Below are 13,097 nucleotides of genomic sequence, written 5' to 3'. Positions count from 1 at the left end.
CGCAGCGGGGCAGCAACAGGATGCACAGATGATCGGCACCCATCCCAGCGTCAACGCGCCCGATGACCGCCTGCCGAAGGATCGACACGGCGATCCTATTCGTGACTTTCTATATCTAGTTTATCGTTTATTTATAGCATGTATTATATTGTATATATTACATTTAGATAGTTTTGCAATTCGCGTAGGGATCGAACCTCACTGCGTAGTATCGGATCATAGCCATGGCGTCTCCCGATCATAATATGCTTCTCGCTTATGCCCAGGCGCAGGCGGCGATCGAACGGATCGAAGAACGGCGACGGCTCAGCCCTGTGCGCCACCCCTGGCGCACACGGTGCCTGATCGCCGAGCGGCAGGCCTTGGCCCGCATCGACGGACAGGTGCTGGACGATCTGGATATCGAAGTGAGCGCGAGGGGGGGGGTCTCCACCTCGCCTTTCGATCTGAGCTTGGCGCGTGATAGCATCGGCACCGCTATCAGCCTGGACGCGCTGATTCACGATGGACCTGCGCTATTACGCTGGCTCGGACAAGACTGGTATCCGCTAGCTGATGGGCAGACTGTCGAGGGTAAGCTGATTGCCATCGAGCGATGGCAACGGGACGTCCGCGCCTTGGCCCCCTCCCCGCCCCTTCTTCACGGTGCCGATCTGGCCCGCCTCTGGCGCCACCGCGCCCCACTGGGCCGGAGCGATCTGGTGGCGAGCCTGTTGATTGGCGATCGCTGGGGGCCGGGGCGATGGGATGGCTCGGCCGGAGGGCTGACGGCGATGGGCCTTGAACGCAGCCACGCCCCTTGGTTACTGTCTCAGGGTGATGAACTTTCGCTTCTTTGGTTGAAGGCCATCGCGGCGGGTGCGCAGGTCCAGCTTGACCTGGAAATGCGGTTACGGAGCTATGCGCGGCGCGCGATGAGCCATGTTGCCGGACGGCGGCGTCCAGGGAAATTGAAGGATGTGCTGCTGCTCGCCATGGCACGGCCTCGCCTGACCAGTCGGCAGGTGGCCGCCGCGCTGGGCCTGACGTCGGCAGGTGCGATCAAGCTGTTGACGATTGCAACCGATCTTGGACTGCTGATCGAACAATCCGGGCAGGCAAGCTATCGCAGCTATGCGATGCCTGTGTCTCTATCTTACAGCCCCCTGCCCTCCTCTACCCTGCATCAAAATTGGCATGAGGATGAATTTTGGTCATCCGACGGAAAAAATGAGACCTCGCCAGAAGCCCTCTGAGCGCCAACAAGGCGGTGTCAGGTGCAAAGCTGTACCGAAGAGCGCATCGCGCTCTAGACGGCTCTCACGGCCAAATTTCGTAATTTCTCTTTTTGTTCTGCTCGATAGGCACGCGAATGTCGTGAAAGAGAAATTGGAGGCATCACGCAAAGCCCGCCGGCGTGATTCTGAAAACACGTTCACGGCAGCGTGCAGCGCGGACTAACAATAGGCCTGGCGGGATAGCCCAAGGCCGATATGGCGTCAGTCGCGTGGATCGATCATCATCCTGCTGTTCGACGTGTTTTCAGAATCGCCTCGGTAAAGCGCTTGCGACCCGCAAGGTTCGAAAGCCCAGCTGCCTAAGTCACGCAATTGCGCCGTCTTCGACCTGTCTGCTGAAGGATGCCCGCCGATATAGGCGGAACGCATCTAGTTTTCTTGAAATTCCGAAAACACGTTGAAAGACGATAGGGGAGGGCGATAGCCGTCCCTCTTCCATCAAAGCCGATATTTGTTCCGGCGATGATGCTCCTTTACGAAGCCATAGAAGCGCTTGGAATAGTTGCGTGGCAGTTCGGCGGGATTTTCACCGAGAAAGGCGTCGAACCGCCGCATTAGTTCGTCATAGTCCCAACCCGGAAAATCAGCCCGAATGGCAGCATAGATATCTGTATCGAGCATCTTGCTGGCGCTGGAGCTGCGGGCAGGGGAGGGGGGTCGCGCGCCACCTGTCAGCGCGCTGACGCGGGCAGGCCGATCGGCAACTCGCATGCCTTCCGACACGCGAGAGATGAGTCCGAGCGCGAGGCCGGCATCGACCATATCATCCTTCGCGCCGATTGCATTCGCAGGCGTTCTGCGTTTGCGGGTGGGCTGTTCGGCGAGGTGACGACGCATGACCATCTTCATCTTGGGCCGCGCCCCGTCGCCGTCGATCACTTCCAGGCTGATGTCGGGAAGGTCGTTGCCCTTGGCCAGTTCCAGCAGCTTGCGCTTGAACACGGGATAGCTGCTCTCGCTACCGCTCTTCTGGTGGAGGGTTTCAAAGCCGATGGTGAACCCTTCCGCGCCATTGCCGCCCGCATGTTTGCGCGATGCGCGATAGAGCCATTTGCCGAGGCCGCTCGTAATTTCGAAATAGAGCGGGGAGATGGACAGAATATTGCGCTTGTCCATCACGCCATCGAAAAACCATTTCGACAGGGTGATCTCCATGCCCAACGACCGCTGCGTGCGCTCATCGACCAAATGGGTATAGCTGTCGATCCAGGAAAAGGTCGTCTCACGGCTCTTGGCGCTAGCACGAATATTGGTCTTGATCGTGGTGGCCTGCAGTCGATCAAGCGCACTCACCAGCCTTTCATAGGCGCGCCCGCTGGTGCCCCAGCATATGCGCTTGAGCAAATCACCGGGCTGAATGCGAATGACAGGCGACAACTCATTCTGCCCGCGCTCGCGCAACTCGTTAAGGTGGGACGCAAGATAGATCATGATGTCCGCATCCCAGATCGTCGCCATCCCATAGGTAGGGTTGGCGGAGACATGGACCGTCACCGACTTGTCGGGACTGATATATTCGATGGGCTTCACGCGCCTGCGCTTCGACAGGCTGAAGAAGGGACGCTGCATCGTTTCCTGATAATCGCGCAGCGAAATATCGCTGAAATCAGGCAGGGTGAAGAACATTTCGAACTGGACCTTGCGCTCTTTCAGCGCCGTCTTGAGTTCGCTCTCCTGTTCCACCACGATGATCCCATTTGCCTTCCCCCCAGGGGGAAAATCCATATAACAATCTGAAATATAACGATAATATGGCTATTCTTAGCTTTTCTTGTCTATGCCTAGCGCCGCTTGGCCGTGCAAATTTTCGCCCGTTCGATGATAGGGCGCAGCGCTGCCAATATCTCATCAACCGACAAGTCCGATGGCGACAGGGACAGCGTCAATATCTTCTGCTGATCTTTTTCTACCTGACCGATCGCAGCACCAACCGGGCTTTCGATCGCGGCCTTCTGGGCACGGCCCTTGGCAACCATGGCCTTGAGCAAACGCGCCATCACCTCCGGCCCGGCAATCGGCTGTTCATCCCCTGATCGGCGAAAACTTTGCTCGGAGGCGATCTGCTCGGCGGCCGCCTCTAGCTTCGCCCGCGAAGACGGATCGCGCAGCAACGGCAACAGCTTCTCCGCATATTTCGCCTGAAGATCCATGGGCGAATGAAAAGCGCTGACAAGGGCAGGGGGAATTTCGGTCAGCGCAATATAACGCGATAGCTGCGACTTCGAAATCTTGAGCCGCTCGGCCATGCGCAATTGCACGCCGCCATAGAAATTATCGACCGCCGCCTTGTAGTTCATGCCGCGCTCAAGGTCGGAAATATCCTCGCGCTCGCGGTTCTCGATGTCCGCCAGCCGGAACGCCGCCTCGTCATCCAGATCCTCGATAATCGCGATCAGTTCGATGTCGGGATAGTGATTGGCGTTGAGCCAGGCGATCGCCCAGTGCCGCCGCGTTCCCGTGACCAGTTCGTAAGGCAGTTCCGCATTGGGCGTGCGCCGGACCACCGCAGGCACGCGATTGCTACCCTCGGCCAGGATCGAATCGATCAGGCTACGCAGCCGATGCTCGTCCAGCATCGAATAGTCACGCGCATTGCCCGGCCAGACCGAACATTCAGCCGGCTTCAACCGGATCGTCGGCCGCTTGACGATCCGCGCCGCCTCGCCAAAGGCTTCCAGCCGCTTGTTGGTGAAATTGGTGCGCGGGGCAGCCGGGCTGGCCTCGGCCGTGGCCGGGGGAGGGGCCGGATCGTTCAGCGCTGATGCCAGAGCTTCGCTGATGAGAGAACGACGGCTCATGCCGCCACGCCCACGCTGGAGTCAGCGGTCAGGCTGGTCGATGGCCATTGCTGGCGGATCTGTTGTTCGACTTCGGCAAAGACCGCGTCCAGATTATCACGGCACCGCGTATAGGTCTGGTGTGATGCGGACGGTTTGGATTCATAGATCGACCGGAAGGCCTGGGTCGCGTTCTTGATTTCCTCGGACGCGAGGATGGGTTGCCCCAGCAGCAATCCGGCATAGGTCGCCTGCATGATCCGCCACATGTCATTTTCGCCAGGCTTGCTCGGCGAAAAGGCGGAACAGACGACGCGGATGAAGCCATAATCGACCGGCGTGCCATTTTCTTCGAGAATTTCGATATTGTCCGCGATCGTATCCATGAAATGGATGGTCGACAGATAATCGAGTTGCCGCGCGGGCACCGGAATGAGCAGGCCAGTCGCGGCGGCCATCACGTTGAGACCGAGGAAGCCCATGGCTGGCGGCGGATCGAGTAGGATCACGTCGAAATCCTTCGTCACGCTGGCAATGCCGATGCGCAGCGCCTGCAAACCCTCACGCACCGCCTGGCCGCCCTCGCGTAACGTCGCGGTCAAATCCCATTCCGCATCCTGCAAACCCAGGCTCGACGGCACGATCTTGATCGTGGGCCAGGGCGTATCGCGGATGGTCTGCGAAAAGTCGCTGAAAGTACTGCGCGGCGACAGGAACGCCCCCAATGTCTGTTCATCGTCGATCAGCGTTTCAGGCTGAATGTCGAACATGGTCGTAGTCGATGCCTGCGGATCGCAATCGATCACCAGCACGCGATAGCCATGCAAGGCGAGATAGTCCGCCAGATGCTTGGTGATCGTGCTCTTGCCGACCCCGCCTTTGAAATTCTGCACCGCCAGCACGACCGCATCCTCGTCAGCCTGTTTGCCGACATGAATGCCCAACGCTTCGCGAATCTGGGTCAGGTCTTCGAGCGTGTAGTAACGGCGGCCATTGGCCTGCTGCTTGGGCTGGGGCAGGCGCCCCTTAGCCTCCGCCTTGGCGAGTGCTTCGGGCGTCCGGCCGATCAGTTCAGCGGCGACAGTCGGGCCAAAGGTGATGTCGAGTGTCTTGTGGTTGTCCGGCCGGAACACGATCGTCTTGATATGATCGCGCATTTGCTGGCACGCGGTGGTTACGTTACGCAATGTGTTGACCGTAAACGACATGATGCCCCTCAGCGCCGAATCACGACTGTTGAAAATGGTTGGCGTTTAATGCCTTCATTTTCGCGTCAAAGTCAAACCGTAGCAGATGACTGCTGGGAATTGCTACTTGCTGCACTGCAACAGCCTCAAACAACAACCTTTGCCATGTCGCGTAGCGGAAGGGGCTTGCTCCTGCCTGATAGCCCTTCAACCTCTATCTACGCGCTGGGTGTGGTCTCGATAGCAAACCTAGCCCCCATTCGCCCGTCAATCGGCTTAGGGGATTTATTCGGAGATTAGCAGAGTTAGCGCCATCGTCATGCGCCTGTAACCCAACCGTCATTACGAGTCGCAGAACAACCGCTGAAACCGATCCCACGTCCGATCCAATCCGATAGCACGACCAAGCGATTCCGAAACCACGATGCATCCGTGTCGATAACACGTCGGATATCGCTCATTCAGGGACATGGGCAGGCCGGTTATTCACCAGCGGTCGCTGATAGGACGGGTCGCTGCCATCGCGCCTGGATACGCCATTGGCCGTGATGCCGGGCCAGTCGGCAAAGGGTAACGGCAGGGTAGGGACCACGCCCGACCATTCGATGATATTGGTGCGCAGCGCGATCTTCCAGTGGCCCGCCCGCTTTTCCAGCCGATCGAGGTAGCGACCGCCCGCAACCCAATTGGTTGCATCGCGGTTGCGGCCGACGAACAGATAATAGGTTTCGACATGGGCTTGGGCACCGTCAATCTCGATGGTCTGGTTCAACAGATTATGATGCGTCGCCTCCTGCCCGGCCTCGTGCAACCCTGTCGCCCAGTCATAGAGCGCCTCGGCTCCACCCACGAACGGCCCGGCGGCAATGGTCGCGTCGGAATGAAAGGCCGATAGGAACAAGGCTCGGTCGAACCGGTCCATGCCGCGCGCGAAACGGACGATGCAGTCCGCAATATCCTGCCGATCAAGCAGCGCGTCCAGTCGCGCCATACGCTCAGCGTCCATGGCCAGCCTCCGCGATTGGCCGCCAGATGGGTGAACCGCGCTCGGCCCGCAAGGACGGGATGGTCTTCCCGTCAATATCGCTAATGCCATAATCCTGCGCGAGTTCGGCGGTGATGAAGGTGCCGCCCGACCGCGCCATGATCGCCGGATCGGCCACCAGCGCAGCAATGACGCGCCCCGGAAATTCGGGCGAACAGCCGACCAGCGGGTTGGTGACGGTGCGCGCCTTCATGTCCGGATTGGCGGCCAGGTTGCGATTGGCCCGCTCGGTAAAGGTCAGCCCTTGCCAGAGCGAGAGCGACGCAACGCCATGCGGCTCCAGCTCGATCGCCATGTCCCGCGCCATCCGGTCGACCGCCGATTTGGCGGTGCCGAATATCGTGCCATAAGTATATGTAACGCCGACATAGCCCGAAATGGCGACGATCAACCCCGACCGCTGCGGCGTCATGATCTTCGCCGCGTGCCAGGCGGCGGTGAAATTGGATCGGACCCCGACATCGACCATCTGCCAGTTGGACAGCGGCTTTTCCCAGAAGGGCAGGGGGGTGGTCAGGTCTTCGGGCAAGGCGAAGGCATTATTGACGAGTATATCGAGCCGACCCTGTTCCTGCGCAACCCGGTCGAACAGCGCTGCAACCTGCGCGTCGTCGCCATGGTCGACCGCGACCGCTATCCCCCGTCCGCCGCGCGCATCGCATTGTGCCGCCGTCTCGCCGACCGTGCCGGGCAGGTCATGCGCGCTTGGTGTGACCGTGCGCCCGGTCACATAGACGGTCGCGCCTTGCTCGGCGAGCGCAAGCGCGATCCCCTTGCCGATACCCCGGCTTGCGCCCGTCACCACGGCCACCTTGCCTGTCAATTGTCCCATCGCCTATCTGTCCTCAATCGGCTTGCGCGAAAAATATGGCGCTGAAATCGCCCGCCACCCGTCCGGTGAAATGCGGCGCGCTGAACGGCATTCCCATCAACCCTTGCGACCAGTCGGCCGCAGCGCCTGCATCCTGAAACCAGTCATAGACCATGGTCCGTTTCACGATCCGCCAGACGCCATCGCGTCGCGTCATCGCGTCGAGATAGCGTCCGCCGAGCCATATATCGCGCGCGCCTTCGCCCGCATTGATCCGGTGATAGGCGCTGACATGGGTTTCGACCTTCGCCCCATCGCCGTCGATCTGGATCAGGCTTTGCCCCAATATATGCTGGGTTGCGGCGATCGCGTCGGACCCTGGCACGACCCAGGCGAGATAGGCGTCGAAATCGCCCGCGAAAATCCCATAATCGACCGTCGCATCGGACCAGAAACTGCTGCGGATCAGGTCCGCATCGCGCCGGTCCTCGCCCCGCGCCAGCCGCGCAAGGCAATCGCCTATCGCCATCCGGTCGGCCAGCGGCCGCCAGGCTTCGCCATCAGCCATGGCTCCAATCTCCCTCATTCCCGCAATTGCCATGGACCCGATATGGACGGCTTCGCACCCGCTCGACAGCAGCGCGCCCGGATATCGGCCCGGCGATAACCCCGCCTTCGATCGGCCAAGCCGGTTTTCCATCGCTGCCTGCGCGTGCATCATTAGGGCGTGCCCCTGCTCAGGAAGGGGCGGATCATGAGCAGGAGAGACAGTGTGAGCAGCCCGACGCTAGATTGTTCGGATATCGACCAATATCTGGGCAAGCCGATCCAGCCCGCCCGTATGGTCGAGCCGATCGCCAATAACGACATCCGCCGCTGGGTGCAGGCGATGCACTATCCCAACCGCCTCCATTATGATGCGGGCTATGCCGCGCAAAGCCGCTGGGGCGGGCTGGTCGCGCCGCAGAGCTTTGCCGTGACGATGGATTGCGGCCATGGGTCCGCACCCGCCTGCGTCGGCGGCATTCCCAACAGCCATCTTCTATTCGGCGGCGACGAATGGTGGTTTTATGGTCCGCGCATGCAGGGCGGCGACCGCATCTGGAACGAGCGGATTCCCTTCGACTATACCGTCAAGGACACCAAATTTGCTGGCCCCACCTGTTTCCAGCGCGGCGACAATTTCTATTATAACCAGGCTGGCGACCTGATTTGCAAGCAGCGTTCGACGACGATCCGCTACAATCAGGAAGCGGGCAAGGATAATGCGCCGACCGATGGCTTCGATGATCCGGTATGGACCGACGAGGATCTGGAATCGCTCGAAGCGCGCAAGATGGAATGGATCCAGATGCTGCATGATCTGGGTCATGACCGACGCTGGTGGGACGATGTGACGATCGGCGCAGCCCTGCCTGAACGGGTGATCGGCCCGCATTCGATCGTCTCCTTCACCACCGAATGGCGCGCCTATACCTTCACCCAATGGGGTGGCACCCATCGCCGTACCGACCTCGACATGGAAGCCTTGGGCTTCGTCAAGGAGATGGCAGGGCATGAAAATGATCCGGTGATGGAAGCGATCAATCCCGAATTTACCGACGGTGCCTATTTCGGCCCGTCGCGCGGGCATCTCTTCCCGCGCTGGGCGCGCTTCATCGGCATGCCGCGCGGCTATGGCTATGGCGCGTCGATGGGGGCTTGGATCACCGACTATTTCGCGGGCTGGGCGGGGGAATGGGGGATGGTGCGCCATTCCGCCTGCAACTATCGCGGGCCTGCGCTGACAGGCGATATTACGGTGACGACCGGCACCATCCTCGACAAGTTCGTCGATGAGGAAGGCCGCCATATGGTGCAGGTCGATTGTCGCCTGATGAATCAGGCGGGCGTCACGCTGGCGACCGCCAAGGCCGAAGTCGAATTACCCAAAAAGCCTGCCTGACGGAAGGATAAGGGGCGGAGTGTGCGATAAGGCGCTCTGCCCCTTATCCTCTTTTTACTTTTTCAATTGCGCCGCAACGATCGGCGTCAGCTTGCCGACGATCACTTCCACCCCCTTGTCATTGGGATGGATGCCATCGGGCAATTGCAGCGCCCGGTCGCCAATCACACCGTCGAGCATGAAGGGATAGAGCGTGGCATCATATTTCTGGGCCAGCGTCGGGAAGATCGGGTTGAAGGCGGCGGCATAATCCGGCCCCATATTGGGCGAGGCCAACATGCCGGTCAGCAGCACCGGAATATCGCGCTTCTTCAATTCCGCCAGGATCGCGTCGAGATTGTCGCGCGTCGTCTCAGGGCTCAGGCCTCGCAGCATGTCGTTGCCGCCAAGCCCCACCAGCATCAGGTCCGGCTTGCGCGCCAGCCCGTCGAGCGTGAAGGCCAGCCGCGCCAGACCCGCCGCGCTGGTATCGCCCGACACCCCGGCATTGACCACCTGCGCTTGCATGCCGCGTGCGGCCAGAGCCTTCTCCAGCATCGGGGCCAGCCCCTTGCCCTGGTCCAGATTATAGCCGGCATACAGGCTGTCGCCAAACGCCACCACCAGCTTGCCATCGGCCACTGGCGTAGCACCGGGCGCAGCCTGCGCGCTGTTGGCGACCGGGGGCGGCGGCGGCGCGCTGTCCGAACAGCCGCTCGCCAGTTGGACAATCAGCGCCAACGCCCCATATTGCGATAATCTGCCCGCCAAGGAGCGCTCCTTCTTCATGCATATGCCTATCGACCCCGCCACTATCGCGATCTGTGCGCGCAATGTCACCCTCTCGCTGGGGACGCGCGACGCGCCAGTCTCGATCCTCAAGGGCGTCGATCTCACCCTGATGCGGGGTGAAAGCCTCGCCATTCTTGGCGCATCGGGATCAGGCAAAAGCTCGCTGATGGCGGTATTGTGCGGATTGGAACGCGCCAGCGGCGGCGATGTTCATATCGGCGGGATTGATTTCACGGCGCTGGACGAAGACGGGCTGGCCCGCGCCCGGCGGGGTCGCATCGGCATCGTGTTGCAGAGCTTCCACCTGCTCCCGACCATGACGGCGCTGGAGAATGTCGCCGTGCCGCTCGAACTGGCGGGCGTGTCCGATGCCTTCGCGCGCGCTGCCGACGAACTGCGCGCGGTCGGGCTTGGCCACCGGATCGATCATTATCCATCGCAATTATCGGGCGGGGAGCAGCAGCGCGTCGCCATCGCCCGCGCCGTCGCGCCGCGTCCAACCATCTTGTTCGCTGACGAACCCACCGGCAATCTCGATGCGACCACCGGCGTCACCATCATGGACCTGTTGTTCGATCGCCAGCGCGCGGCGGGCGCAACGCTCGTCATCATCACCCATGATCCGGCGCTGGCAGACCGCTGCGGCCGGATCATCGAAATGCGCGACGGCCAGATCGTGTCGGATCGCGCGGCGTGAGCGCGCTTGATTGGGCGTCGAGTTGGCGCATCGCCCGGCGCGATCTGCTTGGCCGGTTTCGGGGACTGCGCCTGCTTTTCCTCTGCCTGTTCCTGGGCGTGGCGACGCTGGCCGCGATCGGCAGCCTGACCTCGGCGATCACGCAGGAATTGAGCCAACGGGGGCAGGGGCTGCTCGGCGGTGACGTCGAAATCGCCATGACCCAGCGCGAAGCGGGGGAGGGCGACAAGGCCGCCTTCCGTCGCCTTGGTCGCTTGAGCGAAACCATCCGCCTGCGCGCCATGGCGCGCGGCGAGCGGCCGGATTCGGCCGCCGTGCTGACCGAACTCAAGGGCGTGGACAACGCCTATCCGCTCTATGGCACGCTGGCCCTGCAAAGCGGCGTCTACCGCGCGCCGCTTGCCCCCGACCGCATCCTCATCGGCCCGGCGCTGGCCGACCGGCTGAGCGTCAAGCCCGGCGATAGGCTGGTCTATGGCACCGCCACTTTCACCATCGCCGACATCATCACCGACGAGCCCGACCGGCTGGGCGAAGGCTTCACCCTTGGCCCGGTCGCGATCGTCTCGCTGGAAGGCTTGCGCCGCACCGGCTTGATCCAGCCCGGCAGCCTCTATGACAGCAAATATCGCCTCCGCTTGCCTCCCGGCGCAGACGCGCAGGCGGTGCGCGAGGATCTGGAGAAACGCTACGCCTCGGCCGGATGGGAATATAAGGACCGCGACCGCGCCGCGCCCGGCGCCAGCCGCTTCATCGTCCGCATGGGCCAATTTCTCTCGCTCATCGGCCTCGCCGCGCTGGTCATCGCAGGCATTGGCGTCAGCAATGGCGTTGCTTCCTATCTCGCACTCAAACGCCCCGGCATCGCAACCTTCAAGGTGCTGGGCGCGACCTCGACCGACATTGCGCGCATCTATCTGCTCCAGATCGGCTGCGTCGCGCTGCTCGGCATCGCCTGCGGCTTGGTCGTCGGCGCGCTCCTGCCGCCTGCCATCGTTGCGCTAGCGGGCGACGTGCTGCCGGTCAGCCCCGGCTTCCGACTCCATGCCCTGCCGCTCGTCACCAGTGCCGCCTATGGCCTGCTGATCGCCTTCCTCTTCACCCTGCCGCCGCTCGCCCGCGCCCGGACTCAGCCCGCCGCGCTTCTCTTTCGTGGCGTGGTTGATGCGCGGCACGGCATCGACCGGCGTAGCCTGATCGCCATGACGGGGGCAGGCGCGCTGTTGGTGGCGCTGGCGCTCGGCACCGCGCGCGACCCGCTCTTTTCTGCCGCTGTTCTCGGCGCGACCGCAGCCGTCCTGCTCCTGTTGCTCGGCATCGGCTGGGGCGTGCGCCAACTCGCCCTGCGCGCGCCACGCCCGCGACGGCCCTTGCTCCGCCTCGCGCTCGCCAATCTCCATCGCCCCGGTGCGCAGACAGCCGCGTTGATCGTCGCGCTTGGCCTCGCGCTCACTTTGTTCGTGACGCTGGCGGGTATCCAGACCAGCCTCGACAGTGAAATCCGCAACGTCGTGCCCAAGACGGCACCGGCCCAGTTCGTCCTCGACATCCCATCAGGCGAGGGGGACCGCTTCCAGACGATCGTGCGCGCCCAAGCCCCCGACGCGCAGTTCAACATTGTCCCGGCCCTGCGTGGCACCATCGTCGCCTATGGGAATCAGCGCGTCACGGATTTGAAGGAACTGCCCGACGGTGCCTGGTTCCTGCGCGGCGAGCGCGGCATCACCTACAGCACGACGCTGCCCGAAGGCAGCGAACTGGTCGAGGGACAATGGTGGGCGCCCGATTATGCCGGGCCGCCGCTCGTCTCGTTCGATGCGGAGGCGGCCAAGACGCTCGGCATCGGCGTCGGCGACACGCTGACCGTCAGCCTGCTGGGGCGTGAAATCACCGCACGCATCGCCTCCCTGCGCAAGATCAATTGGGAGACGATGGGCTTCAACTATATCATGGTCTTTTCGCCCGGCACCGTGTCCGCCGCGCCGCACAGCCTGGCCGCGACCATCACCATGGACCCGCGCCAGGATAATCAGGTCACGCGCGCGCTGCTCGCCGCCTTCCCTGGCGTGTCGGTGATCGCCGTGGGCGAAGTGATCGAGCAGGTTGGCGCGATCATGACGCAAATGTCCGCCGCCATCGTCGCGGCCGCCTCGGTCGCGATCCTTGCCGGGATCGCGGTGCTGGTGGGAGCCATCGCCGCTTCGCGTCAGGCACGTAGCTATGACAGCGTGATATTGAAGACGCTCGGCGCAACCCGCTGGCAGATATTGGGGGGCCAGGCGCTCGAATATGGCCTGCTCGCCATGATGCTGGCGCTGGTCGCGCTGGCGCTTGGGTCGGGCGCGGCCTGGTTCGTCATCGTCCAGATTTTCGATTTCACCTGGTCGCCCGACTGGCTGATCGTCCTCGCGACGCTCGGTGGCGGCGCATTGCTGACGCTCGGCATTGGCCTCGCCGGATCAATCCCCTTGCTGTCGGTGCGCCCGGCCACCGCCCTGCGGCAGCTTTGAACGTGCCGCACCACGCAAACGGCACCAAGCGCGGTTCGGCCTTATGCGCTTGGTGCAACCTGCCGCTACCGCCGGGC

Annotated in this window: 11 protein-coding genes; 4 read left to right on the top strand and 7 right to left on the bottom strand. The window is 62.2% G+C overall.

Going from position 1 to position 13,097, the window contains the following annotated elements:
* Positions 1–224: 224 nt before the first annotated feature.
* The gene (locus J2W40_RS15290) at positions 225–1,235 is read left to right on the top strand and encodes a hypothetical protein (RefSeq protein WP_310226330.1); all 1,011 of its coding nucleotides are present in this window, start codon (positions 225–227) and stop codon (positions 1,233–1,235) included.
* Positions 1,236–1,715: 480 nt separating this feature from the next.
* On the opposite strand, the gene J2W40_RS15285 is transcribed toward J2W40_RS15290, so the two are convergent.
* From J2W40_RS15285 to J2W40_RS15260, 6 genes are all read right to left on the bottom strand, one after another.
* Positions 1,716–2,903: a replication initiator protein A gene (locus J2W40_RS15285; protein ID WP_409050389.1), complete on the bottom strand. Its 1,188-nt coding sequence runs from the start codon at positions 2,901–2,903 to the stop codon at positions 1,716–1,718.
* Positions 2,904–3,058: 155 nt separating this feature from the next.
* Entirely contained in the window at positions 3,059–4,075 is a 1,017-nt protein-coding gene (locus J2W40_RS15280) for a ParB/RepB/Spo0J family partition protein (protein WP_310226327.1), read from the bottom strand.
* Positions 4,072–5,262, bottom strand: a complete 1,191-nt coding sequence (locus J2W40_RS15275) for an AAA family ATPase (protein WP_310226325.1) — start codon at positions 5,260–5,262, stop codon at positions 4,072–4,074. The genes J2W40_RS15280 and J2W40_RS15275 overlap by 4 nt, the downstream gene beginning before the upstream one ends.
* A 436-nt stretch (positions 5,263–5,698) precedes the next feature.
* Positions 5,699–6,247: a nuclear transport factor 2 family protein gene (locus tag J2W40_RS15270; protein WP_310226323.1), complete on the bottom strand. Its 549-nt coding sequence runs from the start codon at positions 6,245–6,247 to the stop codon at positions 5,699–5,701.
* Positions 6,237–7,118, bottom strand: a complete 882-nt coding sequence (locus tag J2W40_RS15265; protein ID WP_310226321.1) for an SDR family NAD(P)-dependent oxidoreductase — start codon at positions 7,116–7,118, stop codon at positions 6,237–6,239. Before J2W40_RS15265 ends, J2W40_RS15270 begins: the two co-directional genes overlap by 11 nt.
* Positions 7,119–7,131: 13 nt before the next feature.
* A complete protein-coding gene (locus J2W40_RS15260) occupies positions 7,132–7,818 on the bottom strand; it encodes a nuclear transport factor 2 family protein (protein WP_310226319.1) in 687 nt (228 codons plus the stop codon).
* A 51-nt stretch (positions 7,819–7,869) separates the two neighbouring features.
* Between J2W40_RS15260 and J2W40_RS15255 the strand changes: the two genes are divergently transcribed.
* Positions 7,870–9,042: an FAS1-like dehydratase domain-containing protein gene (locus tag J2W40_RS15255; protein WP_310226317.1), complete on the top strand. Its 1,173-nt coding sequence runs from the start codon at positions 7,870–7,872 to the stop codon at positions 9,040–9,042.
* Positions 9,043–9,096: 54 nt separating this feature from the next.
* Here J2W40_RS15255 and J2W40_RS15250 read toward each other — a convergent pair whose 3' ends face one another.
* Entirely contained in the window at positions 9,097–9,810 is a 714-nt protein-coding gene (locus J2W40_RS15250; protein ID WP_310226314.1) for an arylesterase, read from the bottom strand.
* Here J2W40_RS15250 and J2W40_RS15245 point away from each other — a divergent pair.
* Together J2W40_RS15245 and J2W40_RS15240 are read left to right on the top strand one after the other, a co-directional pair.
* A complete protein-coding gene (locus tag J2W40_RS15245; protein ID WP_310226310.1) occupies positions 9,809–10,510 on the top strand; it encodes an ABC transporter ATP-binding protein in 702 nt (233 codons plus the stop codon). The two genes, J2W40_RS15250 and J2W40_RS15245, sit on opposite strands and share 2 nt — an antisense overlap.
* Positions 10,507–13,020 carry an ABC transporter permease gene (locus tag J2W40_RS15240; RefSeq protein ID WP_310226309.1) on the top strand — a complete coding sequence of 838 codons (2,514 nt, stop codon included), beginning with the start codon at positions 10,507–10,509 and terminating at the stop codon, positions 13,018–13,020. Before J2W40_RS15245 ends, J2W40_RS15240 begins: the two co-directional genes overlap by 4 nt.
* The last annotated feature ends 77 nt before the right edge of the window (positions 13,021–13,097 follow it).

Source organism: Sphingobium xenophagum (assembly GCF_031457465.1).
Classification (GTDB): Bacteria; Pseudomonadota; Alphaproteobacteria; order Sphingomonadales; family Sphingomonadaceae; genus Sphingobium; species Sphingobium xenophagum_A.
The sequence above is the reverse complement of the archived record's forward strand: the minus strand, read 5'-3'. Positions and strand labels throughout refer to the sequence as shown.